The sequence below is a fragment of the Shewanella putrefaciens genome (assembly GCF_016406305.1).
In the GTDB taxonomy this organism is placed as follows: domain Bacteria; phylum Pseudomonadota; class Gammaproteobacteria; order Enterobacterales; family Shewanellaceae; genus Shewanella; species Shewanella putrefaciens_C.
Map to the genome: position 1 here is coordinate 1,073,197 of NZ_CP066369.1, position 19,861 is coordinate 1,093,057.

At 45.9% G+C, this 19,861-nt stretch carries 21 protein-coding genes; 6 read left to right on the forward strand and 15 right to left on the reverse strand.

What is annotated here, in order from left to right; translation table 11 throughout:
- Positions 1-93: 93 nt before the first annotated feature.
- A complete protein-coding gene (locus JFT56_RS04650; RefSeq protein ID WP_198782544.1) occupies positions 94-1,599 on the forward strand; it encodes an AAA family ATPase in 1,506 nt (501 codons plus the stop codon).
- Positions 1,600-1,754: 155 nt separating this feature from the next.
- On the opposite strand, the gene JFT56_RS04655 is transcribed toward JFT56_RS04650, so the two are convergent.
- From JFT56_RS04655 to cysP, 4 genes are all read right to left on the reverse strand, one after another.
- Entirely contained in the window at positions 1,755-2,885 is a 1,131-nt protein-coding gene (locus tag JFT56_RS04655) for a sulfate/molybdate ABC transporter ATP-binding protein (protein WP_198782545.1), read from the reverse strand.
- On the reverse strand, positions 2,882-3,748 hold the full coding sequence (gene cysW / locus JFT56_RS04660) for a sulfate ABC transporter permease subunit CysW (RefSeq protein WP_198782546.1): 867 nt from the start codon (positions 3,746-3,748) through the stop codon (positions 2,882-2,884). Before cysW ends, JFT56_RS04655 begins: the two co-directional genes overlap by 4 nt.
- Before the next feature lie 9 nt (positions 3,749-3,757).
- Entirely contained in the window at positions 3,758-4,603 is an 846-nt protein-coding gene (gene cysT / locus JFT56_RS04665) for a sulfate/thiosulfate ABC transporter permease CysT (protein ID WP_198782547.1), read from the reverse strand.
- Between the two features lie 195 nt (positions 4,604-4,798).
- The gene (cysP, locus tag JFT56_RS04670; protein ID WP_198782548.1) at positions 4,799-5,806 is read right to left on the reverse strand and encodes a thiosulfate ABC transporter substrate-binding protein CysP; all 1,008 of its coding nucleotides are present in this window, start codon (positions 5,804-5,806) and stop codon (positions 4,799-4,801) included.
- A 212-nt stretch (positions 5,807-6,018) separates the two neighbouring features.
- On the opposite strand from cysP, the gene cysM reads away from it, so the two are divergent.
- Positions 6,019-6,897: a cysteine synthase CysM gene (cysM, locus tag JFT56_RS04675; RefSeq protein WP_198782549.1), complete on the forward strand. Its 879-nt coding sequence runs from the start codon at positions 6,019-6,021 to the stop codon at positions 6,895-6,897.
- Between the two features lie 97 nt (positions 6,898-6,994).
- Here cysM and JFT56_RS04680 read toward each other — a convergent pair whose 3' ends face one another.
- Positions 6,995-7,531 carry a DUF4136 domain-containing protein gene (locus tag JFT56_RS04680; protein ID WP_198782550.1) on the reverse strand — a complete coding sequence of 179 codons (537 nt, stop codon included), beginning with the start codon at positions 7,529-7,531 and terminating at the stop codon, positions 6,995-6,997.
- A 164-nt stretch (positions 7,532-7,695) separates the two neighbouring features.
- On the opposite strand from JFT56_RS04680, the gene JFT56_RS04685 reads away from it, so the two are divergent.
- Positions 7,696-8,001, forward strand: coding sequence for a DUF1289 domain-containing protein (locus tag JFT56_RS04685; RefSeq protein ID WP_198782551.1), 306 nt, complete (start codon positions 7,696-7,698; stop codon positions 7,999-8,001).
- A gap of 100 nt (positions 8,002-8,101) precedes the next feature.
- On the opposite strand, the gene JFT56_RS04690 is transcribed toward JFT56_RS04685, so the two are convergent.
- The 5 genes from JFT56_RS04690 to JFT56_RS04710 form a co-directional block, all read right to left on the reverse strand.
- Positions 8,102-9,370, reverse strand: coding sequence for an ATP-binding protein (locus tag JFT56_RS04690; protein WP_198782552.1), 1,269 nt, complete (start codon positions 9,368-9,370; stop codon positions 8,102-8,104).
- A gap of 9 nt (positions 9,371-9,379) precedes the next feature.
- A complete protein-coding gene (locus tag JFT56_RS04695; protein WP_198782553.1) occupies positions 9,380-10,093 on the reverse strand; it encodes a response regulator in 714 nt (237 codons plus the stop codon).
- Positions 10,093-10,506: a DUF3019 domain-containing protein gene (locus JFT56_RS04700; protein WP_198782554.1), complete on the reverse strand. Its 414-nt coding sequence runs from the start codon at positions 10,504-10,506 to the stop codon at positions 10,093-10,095. Before JFT56_RS04700 ends, JFT56_RS04695 begins: the two co-directional genes overlap by 1 nt.
- Positions 10,507-10,511: 5 nt before the next feature.
- The gene (locus tag JFT56_RS04705) at positions 10,512-11,372 is read right to left on the reverse strand and encodes a MipA/OmpV family protein (protein WP_198782555.1); all 861 of its coding nucleotides are present in this window, start codon (positions 11,370-11,372) and stop codon (positions 10,512-10,514) included.
- 364 nt (positions 11,373-11,736) lie between these two features.
- Positions 11,737-11,982 carry a hypothetical protein gene (locus tag JFT56_RS04710; protein ID WP_198782556.1) on the reverse strand — a complete coding sequence of 82 codons (246 nt, stop codon included), beginning with the start codon at positions 11,980-11,982 and terminating at the stop codon, positions 11,737-11,739.
- A gap of 735 nt (positions 11,983-12,717) precedes the next feature.
- On the opposite strand from JFT56_RS04710, the gene JFT56_RS04715 reads away from it, so the two are divergent.
- Positions 12,718-13,281: an acetate uptake transporter gene (locus JFT56_RS04715; RefSeq protein WP_198782557.1), complete on the forward strand. Its 564-nt coding sequence runs from the start codon at positions 12,718-12,720 to the stop codon at positions 13,279-13,281.
- A gap of 126 nt (positions 13,282-13,407) precedes the next feature.
- Here JFT56_RS04715 and JFT56_RS04720 read toward each other — a convergent pair whose 3' ends face one another.
- From JFT56_RS04720 to JFT56_RS04730, 3 genes are all read right to left on the reverse strand, one after another.
- The gene (locus JFT56_RS04720; protein WP_198782558.1) at positions 13,408-13,902 is read right to left on the reverse strand and encodes a YcxB family protein; all 495 of its coding nucleotides are present in this window, start codon (positions 13,900-13,902) and stop codon (positions 13,408-13,410) included.
- Between the two features lie 68 nt (positions 13,903-13,970).
- Complete coding sequence (locus JFT56_RS04725) at positions 13,971-14,387, reverse strand: VOC family protein (RefSeq protein ID WP_198782559.1); 417 nt, start codon at positions 14,385-14,387, stop codon at positions 13,971-13,973.
- Positions 14,388-14,439: 52 nt separating this feature from the next.
- The gene (locus JFT56_RS04730; protein WP_198782560.1) at positions 14,440-15,054 is read right to left on the reverse strand and encodes an NADPH-dependent FMN reductase; all 615 of its coding nucleotides are present in this window, start codon (positions 15,052-15,054) and stop codon (positions 14,440-14,442) included.
- A gap of 146 nt (positions 15,055-15,200) precedes the next feature.
- On the opposite strand from JFT56_RS04730, the gene JFT56_RS04735 reads away from it, so the two are divergent.
- Both JFT56_RS04735 and JFT56_RS04740 read left to right on the forward strand, forming a co-directional pair.
- Positions 15,201-15,824: a helix-turn-helix transcriptional regulator gene (locus JFT56_RS04735; protein WP_198782561.1), complete on the forward strand. Its 624-nt coding sequence runs from the start codon at positions 15,201-15,203 to the stop codon at positions 15,822-15,824.
- A 61-nt stretch (positions 15,825-15,885) separates the two neighbouring features.
- Positions 15,886-16,593, forward strand: a complete 708-nt coding sequence (locus tag JFT56_RS04740; RefSeq protein WP_198782562.1) for a pseudouridine synthase — start codon at positions 15,886-15,888, stop codon at positions 16,591-16,593.
- A 117-nt stretch (positions 16,594-16,710) separates the two neighbouring features.
- On the opposite strand, the gene hmpA is transcribed toward JFT56_RS04740, so the two are convergent.
- Both hmpA and JFT56_RS04750 read right to left on the reverse strand, forming a co-directional pair.
- Positions 16,711-17,904 carry an NO-inducible flavohemoprotein gene (hmpA, locus tag JFT56_RS04745; RefSeq protein ID WP_198782563.1) on the reverse strand — a complete coding sequence of 398 codons (1,194 nt, stop codon included), beginning with the start codon at positions 17,902-17,904 and terminating at the stop codon, positions 16,711-16,713.
- A gap of 212 nt (positions 17,905-18,116) precedes the next feature.
- Positions 18,117-19,742: a methyl-accepting chemotaxis protein gene (locus tag JFT56_RS04750; protein ID WP_198782564.1), complete on the reverse strand. Its 1,626-nt coding sequence runs from the start codon at positions 19,740-19,742 to the stop codon at positions 18,117-18,119.
- Positions 19,743-19,861: the final 119 nt, after the last annotated feature.

The window sequence follows — 19,861 nt, forward strand, 5'->3', positions numbered from 1 at the left end:
TGAGTTAATTTGGTTGTATATTTTGTAAAGTCCAGTTCGCTGGACTTTTTTATATAACATTTCCGTTTAATCACAGCTAATGGATATACAAGTATGCAAGATATTCGCGATTTAACCTCAGTGCTGCGCTCTAATACACCGATAGTGGTTATTGAAACCTATGAAGAATATCGCGTAGTCGAGCTGCTTAAACGGGTCGCAAATGTACTGTATCAGCCAGTGTTTACTTGGAGTATTACCCAAGGTTTAGCCCGGGTCGATAAACCCATGGCGGCGCAAAAGTTTAATAGCGAGCCGACAGAACTGTTAGGGCAGATTAAGGCAACGCCACAGCAGGGGATTTATGTGCTGTGCGACTTCCATCCCTTTGTGATTGATGCCCCTAAGAATGTCCGTTTACTCAAAGAAATCGCCCTCGAGTACGATACACTGCAGCATACCTTAGTGCTGGTGAGCCATGCCTTTGAAATCCCACCCGAAATAAAACGTTATTGCGCTTATTTTCGCTTAACCTTGCCAAGCACTGTGCAATTGCAAAACTTGATTTACCTCGAAGTCGATAATATTCGTAACCAAGGCACGCCGTTATTGGTCGATGATGCTGCTGTGGTCAAATTAGCCGATAATTTGCGGGGCGTGACTTTAGATGATGCCCGCCGTCTAGTACGCAAAGCCATAGTCGATGATGGCGCTATTACCTCGTCGGATATCGATGCGATCAATAAAGCTAAGTTTCAGTTACTCGACTTAAATGGCGTGCTGCAATTTGAATATGACACCAGTGATTTCTCCGAGATAGCAGGGCTGCATAATCTCAAAAAATGGCTTAAACAGCGCTCACCCACCGCAGCTGTCAAGCATGATACTGGGTTAACAAATACCAAGGATGTGCCCACAGTGCTGGATATGCCCAAGGGAATATTACTGCTTGGCGTTCAGGGCAGTGGCAAGAGCTTAGCGGCTAAGGCGGTTGCGGGCGTCTGGCAGCGGCCCTTGCTCAGACTCGATATGGCAGCTTTATATAACAAATACATAGGCGAAACCGAGAAGAACCTGCGAAACGCACTGGCTCTCGCCGACATGATGTCGCCCTGTGTGCTTTGGATAGATGAAATAGAAAAAGGCTTAAGCGGCAGTAGCAGTGATGAGGGCACATCGACGCGAATACTCGGCACTTTACTCACTTGGATGGCGGAGCGTAAATCTGAAGTCTTTGTGGTCGCCACTGCCAATGATATTCAAGCTTTGCCGCCAGAGCTGATGCGAAAGGGCAGGATGGATGAAATCTTCTTTGTCGATTTACCCGACGAAGCGATACGCAAAGCTATCTTCTTAATTCACTGTCAGCGCCGCGGAATCGATGTGGCGAGCTTAGATCTCGCCCAGTTATCGGCCCGTAGTCATGGGTTTTCCGGCGCCGAAATCGAGCAAGCTGTTATCGCCGCTATGTATACCGCAAGAAGTGTCGAGCGCGGTGTCGATCAGCTGTTACTACTCGAAGAACTCAGTAAGACTCGGCCTTTATCTGTGGTCATGAGCGATAAAATTAATGCGCTTAGACAATGGGCCGCAGGACGAACCGTTAATGCCCATGAATAAGAGCGCTGCTTCATTCCATAAGTGCTTTGATATGAGTGCTTTGGCATGAGTGCTTTGGTGTTTTGGGCGACAATATCTCTCTAATGAGTTTGAATCTTAGCGGTATCACTGCCCAGTGATACCGCCAATGCTGCTGATTTCTTTCAGAATGAAATTTAGATGTCGAAGGCGAGACTGCCCGGTGCCAGAAATGGCCAGTTGAGACGCGTCGGTGAACTCTCACCCTGGGCACCAAAGAAGTAAGCTGTTCTTGGGGTAGCGTAAACTACACTGCCTTTTTGCAACCCGAGCTCCTGCAGATTATGGTGAGTGAATTTGGCTTCCCACAGCTCTTCGCTATGCCAGCCGTGTGGGGCTAATTCCAGTCTTACTTCGGCGCCAATGGGGGTCATGGCGACAATATTGAACGGCAAATTGGCCTGACTATTGGGCTTATTTGACAGCGCTAATTCGTGACTGCGAACATAGAGCACGCCATCTTGCTGTAGTGTTTGCTGTTCTGGAGGTGTTAAAAATGCTTGACCATTTTCCCAACGTTTTTGTTGCCAACTGGCTTCAAAGACATTGACGTTACCAAGAAAATCAAACACAAAGCGACTATTGGGGTGTGAGTATAGCTCAGCAGGTGTATTAATCTGCTCTATATGACCATTGCTCATCACTACCACTCTATCTGAAAGCTCAAGCGCCTCATCCTGATCGTGGGTCACAAACACGCTGGTGAATTTCAATTCATCATGCAGGCTGCGTAGCCAGCGGCGTAGTTCTTTACGCACTTTAGCATCCAAGGCACCAAAGGGTTCATCCAGTAGCAAGACTTCTGGTTGGGTAGCGAGTGCGCGGGCCAACGCTATTCGCTGTTTTTGTCCACCCGAGAGTTGCTCGGGATAGCGCTGTGCGAGATGGCCTAGTTGTACTGTTTCTAGCAGTTGTGTCACTCGCTTATGAATTTCTGCCGCCGAAGGCCTTTGTTTTTTCGGCATGACTTCGAGTCCAAAGGCGACGTTATCGGCGACCGTCATATGGCGAAACAGCGCGTAGTTTTGAAACACAAAACCCACGCGTCTTTCACGCACATGCACTTGGGTGACATCTCGGTTGCCGAATTGAATTTGGCCGCTATCGGCTCCTTCAAGACCGGCAATAATCCGCAGCAGTGTGGTTTTGCCTGAACCTGATGGTCCCAGCAGACCAATCATTTCCCCTTCTTGAATATCGAGATTAAGTGGGGAAAGCGCCTGAAATTGGCCAAATTTCTTGGAAATATTAGTAAGACGAATACTCATAGTTGGCTCTGCTCTTTATTGTCATTGGCGGTTAAACTGCGTTGTTGCCGCCATTCCACTACGGCTTTTAGCATTAGGGTAAATAGGGCGATCAGGGCCAGTAATGACGCGCTCGCGAAGGCGGCTTCGGCCTGATAATCTTCATACAATAATTGCACATGTAAAGGTAAGGTATTGGTTTCGCCGCGAATGTTGCCAGACACGACTGCAACGGCACCAAATTCGCCCACGGCTCTGGCATTGGTGAGGATCACACCGTAAATCAGTGCCCATTTGATGTTGGGTAGGGTCACGCGGCGAAAGAGTTGCCACCATGACGCCCCGAGGATCACTGCTGCTTCTTCTTCCGATGCGCCCTGTTGTTGCATCAATGGGATCAGTTCTCTGGCCACAAAGGGGCAAGTGACAAAAATGGTCACTAATAGTATTCCCGGCCAAGCAAACATGATCTGCAGATCGTGCTCATAGAGCCATTCGCCCAGCCAGCCACTGTTGCCATAGAGCAGCAAATAGAGCAAACCTGCGACGACCGGGGAGACCGCAAATGGAATATCAATCAGCGTGATAAGTAATTTGCGACCGGGGAATTCAAAGCGAGTCACGCTCCACGCCAACATGACGCCAAACACTAAATTGATCGGTACTGTCAGTGCCGCCACCATCAGCGTTAAACCAATCGCATGCAGCGAATCCGGCTGAGTTAGGTGGCCAATATAACGCTCCCAACCTCCGACAAACGCTTGCTGAAAAATACTCACCAACGGCAATAGCAACAATAGCAAGCCTAAGAGCACGGCGAGGGTAATAAGGCTCCATTTGATCAGGGGCGCTTCACCGACTCTTAAGGGTTTAAATGAGTTCATATTCGCTCCTTATCGTCCATGAATGCGGCGCAGATAACGCGCCTGCCACAGGTTTATCAGCAGTAATAGCAGTAACGAGGTCATCAGAACCACTGAGGCAATGGCGCTGGCACCTGCAAAATCAAATTCTTGTAGGCGGACAAAGATCATTAACGAAGTGATTTCACTGATATAAGGCATATTGCCAGCGATAAAGATCACTGCACCAAACTCACCCAGACTGCGGGTAAAAGACAGTGCCGTTCCAATCATTAATGCTGGCCAAAGGGAGGGCAAAATAACCCGCCAGAATACCGAACGATCCGAGGCGCCAAGCGTCATTCCCGCTTCTTCTTCCTCGTGGGATAACTCTTCGAGAACGGGTTGTACTGTACGAACCACAAAGGGAATACTGGTGAAAATCATCGCGACCACTATGCCTAGCGGGGTGTAGGCAACTTTTATGCCCCATTCTGCTAATAGACTACCGATTTGGCCGTTTTCCGCATAAAGGGTGGCTAAGGTAATACCGGCAACGGCGGTCGGCAAGGCAAAGGGTAAATCTACCAAGGCATCTAAAATGCGTTTGCCGGGAAATTCATAACGCACGAGTACCCATGCGAGTAATAATCCGAAAAGGCAGTTAAATAATGATGCCGCGAGCGCCGATAGTATGGTGATTCGGTAACTGGCAACCACTCTGGGATCGGCAATCACGCCCCAGTATTCGGACCAGCTCATTGAACTGGTCTGCATGATTAAGCCTGTGGTCGGCAATAATAGAATTAGGCTGACAAACAGCAGGGACACACCTAAGCTGATGGTAAAACCGGGAAGAACCCGCTTATGGCGTAAACGCCCGTTATTAAAAATCACAGAATAATCACCCGATCAGGTTAATTGCGTTAAACCAATACGATACATTTGCCATTACTAAACTGTTGTTTGAGTTAAAGGCGATTGCAGTCGTCTTCACCGCTTGGGAACCAACACCAATAAACACCCTAAAGTTGCTTAACCCGGGACTTAGCCCGGGTTGCAACGTTAATCTTCTACAATACCAAGCTGGGATTATCGCTTGAGTAACTCATCGAGTTTTGCACCGTTAGCAAACTGCGTTTTCATGGCATTATCCCAACCACCGATGATTTGCTCGACTGTCAGCAGATCAACCGTAGGGAACTGCTTAGCAAACTCAGCTTTAACCTTTTCGTTGTGTACCCGATAGTTGAATCCTGCCAGTAGGCGCTGCGCTTCTTCACTGTAGAGATAATTCAAATACTCAGTGGCGAGTTCCTGTGTCCCATTACGCTTAGCATTTTTTTCAACCACAGCAACGGGGAACTCTGCCAGAATCGAGGTTTTTGGTACAACCACTTGGTAATCGTCCGTACCATACTGCTGGCGAATATTGTTCACTTCCGATTCAAAGGTAATTAATACATCACCGATCCCACGTTCAACAAAGGAGGTGGTCGCCCCGCGGCCGCCTGTATCAAAAACTGCGACATTACCGAGGAATTTTTTCAGGAATTGATCCAGTTCAGCCTGATTATCTTTACCATGGTTTTTCTGAGCATAACCTAATGCGGCTAAATAAGTGTAGCGGGCATTACCAGAGGTTTTTGGGTTAGGAAAGACCAGCTTAACGTCATCTTTAGCTAAATCGCCCCAGTCGCTGATTTGCTTTGGGTTACCCTTACGCACCAAAAATGCGATGGTGGAATAGTAAGGTGAGCTGGCGTTAGGCAGTAATTGTTGCCAATTTTCCGGGATCAATTTACCGCGATCGTGCAGAACTTGTACGTCTGTCACTTGATTAAAGGTCACCACATCTGCGGGTAATCCCTGCAGAATTGAGCGTGCCTGCGCTGATGAGCCTGCATGGGATTGTTTAATCTCGACGGTTTTACCTGTTTTCTCTTCCCAATGTTTGGCAAAAACGGGGTTGTAGGCATTGAATAATTCCCGGGCGATATCATAGGAGGAATTAAGCAGGGTTTGATCTGCGGCAGTCACATTGAGTGAGGTTCCCAGAATGAGGGTTCCTAGCAGGGCCTTTATCAATTTTACGGACATTTTTAACTCCTTAATCTGGCAATTTTGTCAGCGTTATGGCACCTAGAGTAATAGAACTAATTGTTTATAAAAAGCCAATTGAATAGAACTAATTTGAATAACTATGAGCGATTTATTTTATGCTATAAGCAGTATTCGCCGTGTTTGTCAGTGGTAACCGACTTAGAATAGGCTATCGCTTAGCTGTTTTTATCAAGTAAAGGATAATCCTAGTGTCTGACTTTCCGACAATTGAAGCCTGCATCGGGCAAACTCCGCTGGTTCGCTTGCAGCGGCTTAACTGTGGTACTTCCACTGTACTGTTAAAATTGGAAGGCAATAATCCCGCGGGTTCAGTTAAAGATCGCCCTGCACTCAATATGATCATTCAGGCCGAACTTCGCCAAGAAATAAGCCCTGGTGATACGCTTATTGAGGCAACGAGTGGCAATACTGGGATTGCACTGGCGATGGCGGCGGCAATCAAAGGATATAAGATGATCCTGATTATGCCGAACAACTCGACACAGGAGCGTAAGGATGCGATGCAAGCCTATGGCGCAGAACTCATGCTGGTGGATAATATGGAAACCGCACGGGATTTGGCGCTGCAGTTACAAAGTGAAGGCAAAGGTAAGGTGCTGGATCAGTTTAATAACCAAGATAACGCTCATGCGCATTTCCTCACGACAGGCCCAGAGATCTGGCAACAGAGTCTAGGTAAAATTACCCACTTTGTGTCAAGTATGGGGACGACAGGTACCATAATGGGGGTGTCTAAATACCTTAAAAGTTGTAATCCTGATATCACAATCGTTGGCCTTCAGCCCGCCGATGGCAGTGCTATTCCTGGGATCCGACGTTGGCCGCAGGCGTATTTGCCTGGGATTTTTGATGCTTCCTGGGTTGATTTAGTGATGGATATTGAAGAGCAAGATGCAAAAGCTATGGCGAGAAGCTTAGCGCGAGAGGAAGGGATTTGTGCCGGAGTCAGTTCGGGTGGTGCCGTGTTTGCGGCACTGGAGATTGCTAAACAATATCCGGGGTCTGTGGTCGTGGCGATTGTCTGTGATCGGGGCGATCGTTACCTTTCGTCGGGGCTTTTTTCCTGAGTTATAGACTTTTTCTCTAAGCATACATACTGATATGAGTGCTTTATCGATAACTAAAAATGGGCGAGATACGCCCATTTTTACCTTTCAAACGCGATCATTTTTTCGGTGGGAACTGCGCTAAAATCCGGCTGACGGCTTTGGCTGTGTCTTGGGCTTTTTCATTACCGCCTGCGTCGAAGTCATATTTGTCGCTGCCTCGCCAAATTAATTTGTTGGTCTTAGGGTCAATAATATCTATCTGAATCGTTTGTATTTTTGCGGTATCACTGCCAATAGGAACATCGACGCTAGTGCCGACTCCTATGCCACCAGAGTGGCCGAAGGTGCCTGTTCCTAAGCCAATAGAAAGGCCCGAATCCTTAGGTTTATCTTGGGTGAGTAGGGCGTAGGCAACGTTAAAATCGGGGGCTGAGGGATTTTCGACAAAGCCTTTTTGGCGCAATTGGGTGTTGATTTCAACTTGGATCCGTTGAGCACTTAAGGGATCGTCCGTTGACGCTGGTGTAAGCTGGGTGAAGTTGTGCAATGTGCTGAAGTCGTAATTGAGGTCGTAATCGTTTTTAGGTTTACTGCTGCAAGCGCTTAATAGGGCGACTGCGAGGAGTAGGTTAATAAAGTGTCGATATCCCATGATATTGCTCCAAAAGTTGTACAAACTCTGCTCAATGTGCCTTGATTAAGCTTGTTCCTGCAAGTACTTTAGATAAGAGTGTTGAATTTTTAGCGTTAATTTAACGGCAAGTTCAATACGCTCCGATTAATGCAGATGAATTATGGCAGAGAAGCTCTATCATCATGGAACAGTTAGCCTTTTTTGAGATCCCCAGCCCTTGTATCGGTGTGTGTGCAACCGATGCGCGGGGCTATTGTAAAGGTTGTTTGCGTAGCCGTGATGAACGCTTTAATTGGCTGAGTTTCACCGATGCACAAAAGTACGATGTGATCCGCCTCTGTAATCAGCGTAAGCGTCGTCGCCAACTGGCAGCGATCAAGGCGCAGCAACTGCAAATAGCGCAGGAGAGGGCGGCATTAAATCCGCAATTGAATTTTGAGCCAGAGAGCAGCACAGATTTAGACTTTGGTGACTTCGAGCTAGATTGAGATGTTGGGTAACGTCTAAGTTAGATAACCCGCTGAACTCGCCGTTTACATTTCCCGTTATATTTATCGCAGGCTGTTACTTGATCCATCCTCACTCTGACTAGAATTTGCGCTTCTTCGGCCACGTTAGGCTAAAGCGTGTTTGTTGCGGGTTGCTTACCACAGTCACATCCCCTTGATGGCGTTGCATTATACGTTTGATAATCGCCAATCCTAATCCATGCCCTTTATTGCCATTTTGTACCGACTGACTGCGGTAAAAAGGTTCAAACACTTTGGGTAAATCGATCTCTGGGATAGGTTCTCCATCATTGCTCACACTTAAGCTGACCTTCTGCTGGGTTTGGGTGACTTCAATGTTGATACCTGTGCGGGCGAAGCGTTGAGCGTTAGTGACTAAATTCTGCAGGGCGCGCTCGATTAAGGCGGGCTCACCGATAAGGGCTAAGGTACTGAGCTGTGTTTGCAGGTGAATAGGGAGCGAGCTTAAGCTCTCTAGGCGTTTAATGGTTTGATTTACCAGTTGGATCAGATCGTACTCATCCAGTTGAATTCCTTCCCGCTGGGATTCTAGGCTGGCGTAGGTCAATAATTCGTGGAGCAGATTTTCCATTTCCTTAATATCGAGTTGCATCTCATTGAGGAAATCTTGGCGCTTTTGTTCGTCAGAATCCGGCTGACAATACATGGGCATAAGTGCAAGGGCGAATTTGAGCCTTGCCAGTGGCGTCCGGATCTCATGGGATACCGCATTAGAGAGGTGTTTTTGGTTCTCAATTAGGGCACTGATATGGCGCGCCATTTCATTAAAGGTGCTGGCTAAGGGTTTGACTTGGGAGCGATTCGACAGGGTTATGCGCGTATCCCACTTTGCTTCACCAAATTCCTTTGTGGCCTTACGCAGTATGCTTAAGTCCCGAGAAAGGGGGCCAACCCAAATTAGCGCGACGAGGGCAAGTGACAGATAAAAGAATAAAGTGAATAAGTTACGTAGGTTAGCCCTAGGATCTATATCTAAAGGTCCCGCCATCAATACTTGATCGCCAACCATGATAAATTGAAACTGCTCGGCATCGTTCGTGGTGGTGGTCACCACATGATTTGGACTGAGTTGTTGGTCCTTGGCTAAGGCAACTTGGTCGGCATCGAGCAGGTTTAAAGGCAGTTCTGGATTAGCCGGCAGCGCCTCAAGATACGCTTTACGAGTATCCTGAGGTAGCTGTGCCAAGAGCTGCGCGAGTGCAACGAATGGTGCATCGAGTGCATTGTTATCATCGACATTTTTCTGCCATAGGCTGTCGAGTGTCCACCCTATGCCAAGAAAGCTGAGGCTAAGTAACAAATATAAACTGATAAAGAGACGTTTCACTGTTGTGGCTTAGTTATTCCAGGCCTCAGGAGCAAAGAGATAGCCTTGGCCCCAAACGGTTTTAATTCTAAATGGCGTCTCAATATTATCGTTGAGTTTTTTGCGAAGTCTTGAGATGCGCACATCAATCTTTCGATCTTTCCCATCAAAATCAATATTAAGCAGTAATTGGTAGATATATTGACGGCTTAGCACTTGTCCCGCCTGTGAGGCCAGTAACCAGAGCAATTCGAACTCATGGCTGGTTAAATCGACTTCTTTATCATCGAGTCTAATCGCATGGGTGTGGGGATCTATGCTCAGTTTTCCAAAGGTTAAACAATGGGATTCGGCTTGAGGCGGTTGGTTTTGGCGGCGCAGTAAGTTGTTGATCCGTGCGACTAAGAGTGCGGGATCGACGGGTTTTACTACATAGTCGTCGGCGCCGAGTTCTAATCCTTTGATTTGATCCTCACTCGAACCTAGTGCGCTCATCAGTAAGATGGGGCCGGCAAAGTAGTCGGGTAATTTTTCACATAGGCTAAGGCCATCCATGCCTGGCAGCATGATGTCTAGCAAGATGATATCGGGTTTGTAGTTGAGTAAGCGTGTTAATACTGTATCGCCTCGGCGTTCCACTTCAACGTGCATGCCGTGGGATTTCAAGTAATCAACAATTAAATTCGCAAGACGGACATCGTCTTCAACCAATAACACTCTGTGGGGTGATTGTGGGTTCGTCATTAAAATAAACTCCAAGGGTTACGGTAACGTCTGCGCACCTGAGGCTGCGAGGTTGACGTGATTTTTAGTTTTGCACCTGCCAAGGTTTGATTGCTTTCCTTGCTCACCAAGACGAAATGGATATCGGTCAAGGTGCTCACATTTAAGCTGATGCTTTGTTGTTCGGGTGTATCACTACACCACTTAGGGTAATCGGCATTATCTGACAAGATACAAATCAGTTCGTTGTGGTGGGATTCCCAACGTAATTCGACTCGGATCTCACAGGCTTGTTCATCGGCGCCTGTGATGCATATTTCGGGTGTTAACTTAAGACTGGAAACATCACTCGAGGCGGCTTGTGCAACATTTTGGCCCATCAAGCCGAGGCTTAGACCTAATCCGCAAAGCAAGCTAATACGAGGATGAGCCACTAATGTTAAAACCTATAGGCTGCGCCAACAAAATAGGTGCTGCTATAGTCTTCATCGAGCAAGGGACTGGCGGCAATTTCATCGGCAATTTGAGTGTAGCGAACTGCCAATAGCAGATCCCAGTTGTCTGTTAATATATAGCGTGCCGTGACTTCTGCACCTTGGTTCCAACCCGAATCCGCTTGGTACTGTTCACTCCAGTAGGCGTTTTCGCTTGGGCGAACACCATAGTAATAGTCCACTACATTTTCACTCTTCCAATCAAACACCAGTGACAAGTCGATAATCCAGCGATCAGGGTGCCAAACATAGGTCCACTTTATTTGCGCTTCAGAGCCGTTATGCACATTAAACATATCGTGGGTGTATGCCAATCGAATTGTACCTAACTGACTATAGATAAAGGCTTCGGCACCACCAAGCATGGTGAAGTTCCGCGACTCGAGTGAATTAAATACCGGATCGGGCTCACTGCTCAAAGAGCTAGCGGCTTTAAAGTTAGCCTGCTCCTGTGTGCTACGGGCAAGAAAGATATTGGAGGGATCCCAACGGTAAAAATAGGCTCTATCTAAGCTATAGCTTGTCACTAAGTTGAGGCTAAAATCGTTTTGTTCGGTCAGGTTATAACCGACATTGCCATTATCGAAAAACCAATGTTCGCCATAATAAGCCACTGAGGGAATAAAAAAGACGGGAATATCGTCGAAATCCCTTAATGGGTTAGTTTTTTGTCCCCAACCAACGGCAACGCCTAAATCCCAATTCCGCATCTCTATACATTCATCTTTTGTCGCACAGGAGTCCTTCGCCATTCCAATAGAAGGCAAACAGAGGCTGGTCAATAAGATAATTAAAATACGATACATGATTTAGCGTTTGGGATTGAGGTTGTTATCAGAGGGAAACAGATTAGCATTTTATGCTGAATTCGACAGTGCTTTCACCTGAAGGGATGCAAAATGATACAGATATCATATAAATAGCTGAAATGTAGATGCTGTAATCATTTGAAAGACAACTTAAAAAGCACTAAATGCTTTATTTGCGGGCTGTCGTGCGGTTAATTGCAAATGTTAATTATATGGCTTTGTGTGCGGTGAAGTGTAACTGAAAAGATGTGAAAAATGAGGATTGTTGAAATAAGTAATGCCATTCGATAGGTGAATGGCGTTACAAAAAGCGCTGAAAACCGAAGCAGGAGACTACGCTAAAGGAATGGGGTGAATAGTCTTAATTGAGTTCTTTTACGGTTTGATAACCCATTTCAGTTAATTGGTCATTCACACAATCGAGCACGTATTGCTTTAATTCGGCATTTTCGACTTGATCTTCAGATGCCATCTGTTGGCAAACCTCAGTCAGTTGCGCTATGTCGCTTGCAGGAGCGGGGGGAAGGGTCGATTCATCGGCAAGGGTTGCAAAACTGATTAAGGCCGATAAGGCCGACAGAGTGATAATAGTAGATAACGTCTTCATTTTATTTCCTTTAGTTATTGATTGTTAACATCAGACTAAGATTTGTTTTCTCAATTTTACTGCGTCAACAGCAGCAATTTATCACTGCTATTATTTTTTGGATATAAATAATTGCGAGTGAGTTTGCTAAGTCTTATTCCCTATAGCGGGCAAGGAGTTATCCCTCTTGCCTCCGCCCTTTAATCTCTGCTCGCTCAGCCTAATTCAAGTGTTGATACTGATATATACCCAAGTTTGCTGTCCCAAGTTTGCAGTGGGCCTTCTTTCTGAGATTACTTGCTATGGGGGATGTCGTAGAACTCAGGGATATTGATGAAAATTTGTTTAAAGTAGGATTTATCTCACTCTTCTCTCAATATTGGGATGAAGCTAATAATTTACGCTGTTTTTGTGGCGCTTTAGTCTTAGCTTATTTATGCGCAAATAATTGAACTTTGAGCTAGTGCAAATTTGCCCGCTAAAGCTTGATATGCCTCACTCTTTAGTGAGGTTTTTTATAGTTTATTGAATCTTAAAAGATTAATTTTATGGCTAATTTGAATTAAGCCAATTTTTAAAAGTTAATTAATTTATGTTATTGAATTTATTGTGTTTAAATCTTGATTTTTAACTTTGTATGTTTTCATTGCTAATAGTTCAACTGTTCAATAGAATGCGTCACTTTCGTTAATTTATTGTATCAATGCGCTTTGTAACGTATTGATATTTTGGTTAAAAATCTCTCGGAGAGCTCTAGTGTCGACAAAATTGGCAAATCCTGCACCATTAGGTCTAATGGGCTTTGGTATGACGACCATTCTGCTAAATATTCATAATGCTGGATATTTCCCCATCGATGCCATGATATTGGCGATGGGCATTTTTTACGGCGGTCTTGGCCAGGTCATTGTGGGTATTATGTGTTTTATGCGTGGCGATACCTTTGGAACAACGGCTTTTACGTCCTATGGTTTATTTTGGTTGACCTTGGTTGGATTAATTTTGATGCCAAATGCAGGCATTGCCGCGAGCCCAACCTATTTTATGGGATGGTATTTAACGCTTTGGGGGATCTTTACTGCGTTTATGTTTGTAGGATCATTGCGTTACCCAAGGGCTAAGCAATTTGTGTTTGCTTCGTTGACTCTGCTATTTTTCTTGCTGGCTGCCCGTGATTTTACCGGCAGTGCTTTGATCGGCACGATAGCGGGCTTTGAAGGGATCATTTGTGGTGCGAGTGCGATTTATTTTGCGATGGCGCAAGTGCTGAATAACGAATATGGCCGCACCATTTTACCCGTTGGTGAATTGAAAAAATAACCTCAAGATGATTGAGGACTGGGCAAGCGATAGACAAAAGGCTGATACTTATCAGCCTTTTTTGTGGGTGAGATGTGGGGAGCACTGCTTTACTGAGTTTATCCAGCCTAATTTAGTTCATAACGGCTAAATTGAGTTGGACACTGAATCTTGGTTTTTTGACCTCATATAGGCAATGGTGGCGGCATCTAGGCAACTTGAAGAGACATAACTCGTACCCGCTTTGTGGGTGAGTAAGAACCCCTTTGCGGTTTCTTTGATCTTATTTATGTCTGTCCACCGAATTTGGCTATTCACATACCGAGAGTGAGTTCGAATACCTTGCTCATCAATGGTTAATGTCACTTCATTGCTTGCGGCTTTGCTCATCATCTGACGCATCAGCCACCACGCCTTGTGGTACTTCACATTGAGGGCTTCGATAACGCCTAACCCAACGAAGAAGTAAGCTAAATACAGGGTAATGTCGGTGAAGATAAGCGCGGTGCCGATGAGTACTAGTCCAATCCCTTTGTAATAGGGTTTAAGTGTGGGATCTGGGATAACGGACTGGGTATAACATTCATCAAAATGCGCTTTATCTAGGATATAAGTCGTGGAATAGGAATAAGGCGTAGGCATAGTGTCATCTAATTAGTAACTCGCTTTGTGACGGCTAGTGTAGCCATTTCCGTTTTCAAAGTAACGCATCAATAACGATTACGTTCTGTAGGAATATCACTTAAATACTCCACAAACTCCACTTCAAAACCATGGGCGTCGAAGAAGTAAATATTGCGGCGATAGGGATCCTCCATGCCCTCTTTGGCAATCGGAAAGCCTGCTTGGGTTAATCTGGCGATCACGGCATCTAAGTTGTCGGTCACAAAGGCAAAATGCGCTAGGCCTATTTGGTGGCCCGTTAAATCTCGGTTTTCGTCTACGCCATTGTCACTAAAAGCAATGTATTGATAATCATCGCCAAAATGGATCCAATTACGGGGCTTGCCGTACCAAGTGCCTTTATCGCCGCCGCGTACGCGCCAGTGGGGAAATGCCGCTTGATAGAAGCGTAGTGCAGCGGGGATGTCGTCTACCACTAAGTTAATATGCTCTAAATGGATCATAATGCGTTCCTTGTCATGGGGTTTGTCGTTGGTGGTTAAAATTTCAAGCCGCTCACATACCGTAGCAATATTCCTGCTGCTTGGGGTACGCCTGCGTTGCGTGTCGCTCACGAATGGGGGCCAGTGCTTGGGCGTATTGATGCAGCATATGTAAACTATATTGCACTCTTTCCCTGAGCGCGATATCACGCTCACCCTCGGGAATGGCATTGAGCACATTGCTGACATTTCGAATAATCAAATGATCGGGAATAGGCACTAATTTATTGTTTTTGAGTGCATTCATCTTTACTTCAACTATGGGATAGGTGCCGCTAATGCCTGTCGATACTGAAATTAACAGTGCCGGTTTATGGGCGGTTTCTTGGCGAGTACACATCAATAAGAAGTTCTTCAGTAACGGTGATGCCATGCCACCCCATTCTGGGGTGATTAGCACTAGCGCATCGGCTTCATCGACTCTTTGCTCTATTTCGGGCCAGTGTTCACCCTTGTTGTCTTCCTCGCCATCCCAAAAGGGCAGGTTAAATTGGCATAACTCTAAGTGATGTATGCTGTCGTAACCCATGGCATGGGGCGATGAGAAACTGCTTTCGGCGATATAGCGACCGACTTTAGCACTCTGGGAGTCGGATCTTTGGCTGGTGCTGATGATGAGTAATTTCATTAAGTAAACCTATTTGTTTATAAATTATTTATAAGGTAATTGCTTTATTTAATCTTGTAAAGGATAAAGTAAATAAAAAAGTTTATTTAATCTGTTAAAAAGCGGGCGATTGGGGGATAATCCGTTGGGAATACTGGAGATCTCAAATGAAAACCACTGATAAGATTATTCAATTGCTCAAGTTGCATGGCCCGCTCACCGCGAAAACCTTAGCGGAGGAATTGGCGTTAACGACCATGGGCGTACGTCAACATCTGCAAGCTTTGGAAGAGGCTGGCGATGTGGATATTGAAGATAGAGTCGAAGGCCGTGGTCGACCAACGCGTTACTGGGGCTTGACCGAGCAAAGCCGAACCCACTTTGCCGATCGCCATGGGGAGTTGACGGTGCAACTGATTGATTCTGTTAAAATTATCTTTGGTGATAGAGGGCTAGAACAGCTTATCGACCATAGGGAGCAAAGTGCGTTGCTCCAATATAGTGCCGCTATGCTGGGGGCGACAGATATTCCGACACGTTTGGCTATACTCGCGCAATTACGCTCAAACGAAGGTTATATGGCGACGATGGAGCAAATCGACGGGGTATATTTTTTACTTGAAAATCACTGTCCTATCTGCGCTGCGGCAACACATTGTTTGAATTTTTGCCGCTCTGAGTTGCAACTTTTTCAACAGTTATTCGCCGATATCGCCTTAGTGAGCCGTGAAGAACATATCATCGAAGGCGCGCGCCGTTGTGCTTATCGAATGCATCCCCTCGGCCAGTAATTGAGGTCAATATTGGGAGCCGCTTTTTATGGATTATTCAGGGTAAATATGTCGAGGTGTTATGCAATCTAAACGTGGTCGGCTCGATAGATATCTGGGGACAAAGCTGCAAATCCCCCGCAAATTGGTGCGAGATGTATTGCTCGCTGGCCGTGTGCAGGTAGACGGCCAACTTGTTAAAGAGATGGATAGACAAGTGGATGAGTTTTCCCATATCCAGCTCGATGGGCAAATTTTACAGGCCAACAGCCCCACCTATATTATGTTGCATAAACCCATAGGTGTGGTGAGCGCCACTAAAGATGATCAGCATAAAACCGTCATCGAGCTACTCAACTGCGAGCAACGTGAAGAGCTGCATATTGCGGGTCGATTGGACTTAAATTCTTCAGGATTATTATTGCTAACCAATGACAGCCGTTGGTCTGAGGCGCTGATGTCGCCCACGCAGAAGGTGGAAAAAGTGTATCGGGTCACGCTCGCTAATCCCCTAACGGAGGATTACATTGCCGCATTTGCTGAGGGGATGTATTTCGGATTTGAGGACATTTGGACGCAAGCTGCCAAGCTTAGGATCCTCGACGACCATGTGGCTGAGGTGACACTGAGGGAAGGTAAGTATCATCAAATTAAACGCATGTTTGGTCGATTTCGTAATCCTGTAGTTGGTCTGCACCGCTTATCGATAGGCGATATAGTGTTAGATCAACAACTGGCGCCGGGTGAGAGTCGCCCGCTCACCACAGATGAAGTGGCCTCTATCCGTTAACATAGTTCAAACCCTGAGGGCTCATCCGCTAATCCAATTCTCTTTGTCGCTAGCGTTGGTTATGTTAAGCATAAAAATGGGCTTGAGAGTCTATTCCCACAAGCCCGTGATAAACCATTAGAGATCGGCGTGTGGACCGAACACCTCATAGTGCATGTTTTCAACTGCGACACCTAAAGTGAGCAATTGTTGCTTGATCGCTGACATGAAGCCAATAGGCCCGCAGAAATAGTAACGAGCATGGGGAGGCAGCTGATCTGCGACTTTGCTCAATTCCATTTGTCCTTCAAAATCATAATCTTCACCAAATATATCGGTCGAGCTAGGCTCGCGATACCAAATATGGCTTTTCAGATTACTATGCTGCTGGCGTTTGGCGTGGAGTGCATGTTTAAAACCGTGTACAGCCCCTTGCTCACAGGCGTGTAACCACGTAATAGTGCTAGGGTGTTTCTGTTTTAGAAGCTGATTTAACATGCTCTTCATCGGTGTTTGCCCTACACCTGCCGAAATGAGCACGACCGGCGTTTGCGTTGCGACGTCGAGGGTAAAGTTTCCCGCTGGTGGCATAACCGCTATTCTGTCACCGACTTGCAGCATATCGTGTAGCAGATTCGACACTTTGCCACCGGGTTCGCGCTTAACGCTGATCCGATAACTCTTGCCATTCGGCGCATCGGAGAGGGAGTATTGGCGGATTTCTTCATACTCCAAATTGGGGTGTGTTAGTTTTAAACTTAAATACTGACCTGGGATAAAATCTTTAACAGGCTTACCATCTTCTGGGGTCAATATGAAGGAGGTGATGACTGCGGACTCAGTGTTTTTCGCACTAATAATAAACGGACGCTCTCCCAACCAGCCGCCATCTTGCTCTGCATGTGTTTGATAGAGTTGTGCTTCTCTTTGGATAAATATGTTGGCTAAAAATCCATAGGCTTGTGCCCAAGCTTCTAATACTTCTTCTGTTACCGCATCGCCACCTAATTCTTTAAGGGTTGCCAATAAATGGCTGCCGACAATTGCATACTGCTCAGGTTTAATTAAAAACCCCGTATGTTTATGGGCAATGCGTTCTACCGCTGAGCCGAGTGCGGCGAGGTTTTCAATATTTTTTGCATAGGCTGCAACGGCATTGAACAGGGCTACTGGCTGACCACCAGAATGTTGATGCGCCAAGTTAAAGACATCTTTTAACTCAGGATTATGTTTGAACATACGTTCATAAAAGTGAGTGGTGAGGGCGGGGCCTGCTGATTCTAAAAGGGGAATTGTGCTTTTAATAACTTCAATTGTACGGCTGTCCAACATAGAAAATCCTTAACATGCAAAAATAATGTTTGTTTTTTCATTTTAAAGATTCATTTGATTTAGATCAATGTAATTATTCTCTGGGGTGATAGAGGGCAGAGCCATGCAAGTCTTTGGCATGGCGATTGAGCACTACACTATAGAGCTTAATTGTGCTCGTTTAATCAAATGTCCTTTGGTTTGGAACAGCTATTGCGTCATGTCTTAGTCAATTAGAGCCTAAATGCACTGACTTGATTACGCATACTGCTGGCGAGTTTCGTTAAATTTATCACCGACTCACTTAACTCAGCCGCGGACGTTGTCGAGTGTTCTGCAATATCACTAATGGCAATAATGCTGCGGTTAATGCTCTCTGCTACGCTACTTTGTTCTTCCGCTGCGGTCGCTATGTGGGTATTTAGTTCAGTGATGCTATCCACAGAGGTGACGATTTCCTTCAGTGCTTGGCCCGCCTGATTGGCTTTATCATTGGCATCGTCAACTTGATTTATCCCTAGCTCCATCGCACTGACGGCTTCTTTGACGCCGAGTTGCAGGGTGGCGATCATTGCTTCAATTTCCTGGGTGGACTTTTGAGTTCGTTGGGCGAGTGTTCTTACTTCATCGGCAACCACCGCAAAGCCGCGACCTTGTTCACCGGCGCGAGCCGCTTCAATGGCCGCATTTAGGGCCAATAGATTGGTTTGCTCGGCAATACTCTTAATCACATCGAGCACGCGGCCAATGTTTTGGCTTTCATTGGATAGCACGCCAATCACTTGGGCCGTTTTTTGAATTTGATCTGACAGTTGCGACATACTGTTAATGGACTGCATCACAATGTGGTTACCATTGGCGGCATAGGTATCGGCGTCTTTGGCTGAATCCGCGGCGGCGGCAGCACTTTGGGCGACTTCGGCAACAGTCGCGGTCATTTCATTCATCGCGGTTGCGGTTTGCTCAGTCTCGGCCTGCTGTTGCTGCATACGTTTATTCGTCGCTTGGGTGAAACCACTGAGATCGTTTGCAGAGTCATTTACTGTGTTTGCCGCCTCTGCAATTGAATTCAAAATGCCCCTTAAGTGCTCAATAACTTGGGTGAGACTCGTGGATATTTGACCTAATTCATCATCATTAAACATCTTAAACTTGACGGTCAGATCTGAGTCTTGGTGAATCGTCTTTAGTTTAGTGACTATATCGCTGATGGGAGTCATAACACTGCGATTAACCCAGAGCCCAATACCTATGCTGATCAGCATGGCAAACACTCCCAAGACTGCGAAGATAGAGATGGAAGATTGATACATTTCATTGACGGCATCTTTCTCTTGTCCTGCTATTTGGATTTGCAGTGCAATTAATTCTGAGATTTTTCCGCTGATGGGATCGACCGCTTGGTAGAGAGGTAAGATATCGGCGTTGAGTTGGTGGGCAATATTCCCATTGACTAGCCGTAAGCGTGAGATAAGTTGTTCAATCTGTTGGTTTGCAGGTGAAAATAAGTGTTCGGCCTGTTGCGCGAGTTGTGATTCTTCTCTGGTTAATTCAGTGGCGAGGTATTTTTGCCAGTGTTGATTAACCATAGATCTTGCACTTTCAAGTGCATCGATAGTCTGGGAGGCACTCAATCCACCGGCGTTGGCTTTATTAACAGCATCAATGACATCGACTGCGTATTTGTCGGCAATGACTTTTAAATCATCCAGTGGCACAACTCTGTCGTTATAGATACGTTCAACACCCGACTCGATTTTCCCCATCATATTAATAGCGATAAAACCGATAACCAGTAACATTGAAAGTGGTACCAGAATGCCGATAAACATTTTTTGTTTGATCTGTAGGCCGTTCATATGGGTTGCCTCGGTAGAACTAAAAGAGTCCTTTAGGCAGAGCTCGAGCTATCCCTATGATGAGCCTGTAAGATTAGTTATAGCAAAGTTGGGGAAATTAGGGGAAAGCGGAAAATATT

Coding starts and splice junctions, on each gene's coding strand:
- JFT56_RS04685 (WP_198782551.1), top strand. CDS start 7,696: ATGGAACAGTTAGCCTTTTTTGAGATCCCCAGCCCTTGTATCGGTGTG.
- hmpA (WP_198782563.1), bottom strand. CDS start 17,904: ATGTTGGACAGCCGTACAATTGAAGTTATTAAAAGCACAATTCCCCTT.
- cysW (WP_198782546.1), bottom strand. CDS start 3,748: ATGAACTCATTTAAACCCTTAAGAGTCGGTGAAGCGCCCCTGATCAAA.
- JFT56_RS04710 (WP_198782556.1), bottom strand. CDS start 11,982: ATGAAGACGTTATCTACTATTATCACTCTGTCGGCCTTATCGGCCTTA.
- JFT56_RS04655 (WP_198782545.1), bottom strand. CDS start 2,885: ATGAGTATTCGTCTTACTAATATTTCCAAGAAATTTGGCCAATTTCAG.
- JFT56_RS04750 (WP_198782564.1), bottom strand. CDS start 19,742: ATGAACGGCCTACAGATCAAACAAAAAATGTTTATCGGCATTCTGGTA.
- JFT56_RS04695 (WP_198782553.1), bottom strand. CDS start 10,093: ATGACGAACCCACAATCACCCCACAGAGTGTTATTGGTTGAAGACGAT.
- JFT56_RS04720 (WP_198782558.1), bottom strand. CDS start 13,902: ATGCCTACGCCTTATTCCTATTCCACGACTTATATCCTAGATAAAGCG.
- JFT56_RS04680 (WP_198782550.1), bottom strand. CDS start 7,531: ATGGGATATCGACACTTTATTAACCTACTCCTCGCAGTCGCCCTATTA.
- JFT56_RS04740 (WP_198782562.1), top strand. CDS start 15,886: ATGCAATCTAAACGTGGTCGGCTCGATAGATATCTGGGGACAAAGCTG.
- JFT56_RS04705 (WP_198782555.1), bottom strand. CDS start 11,372: ATGTATCGTATTTTAATTATCTTATTGACCAGCCTCTGTTTGCCTTCT.
- JFT56_RS04735 (WP_198782561.1), top strand. CDS start 15,201: ATGAAAACCACTGATAAGATTATTCAATTGCTCAAGTTGCATGGCCCG.
- cysP (WP_198782548.1), bottom strand. CDS start 5,806: ATGTCCGTAAAATTGATAAAGGCCCTGCTAGGAACCCTCATTCTGGGA.
- JFT56_RS04730 (WP_198782560.1), bottom strand. CDS start 15,054: ATGAAATTACTCATCATCAGCACCAGCCAAAGATCCGACTCCCAGAGT.
- JFT56_RS04725 (WP_198782559.1), bottom strand. CDS start 14,387: ATGATCCATTTAGAGCATATTAACTTAGTGGTAGACGACATCCCCGCT.
- JFT56_RS04650 (WP_198782544.1), top strand. CDS start 94: ATGCAAGATATTCGCGATTTAACCTCAGTGCTGCGCTCTAATACACCG.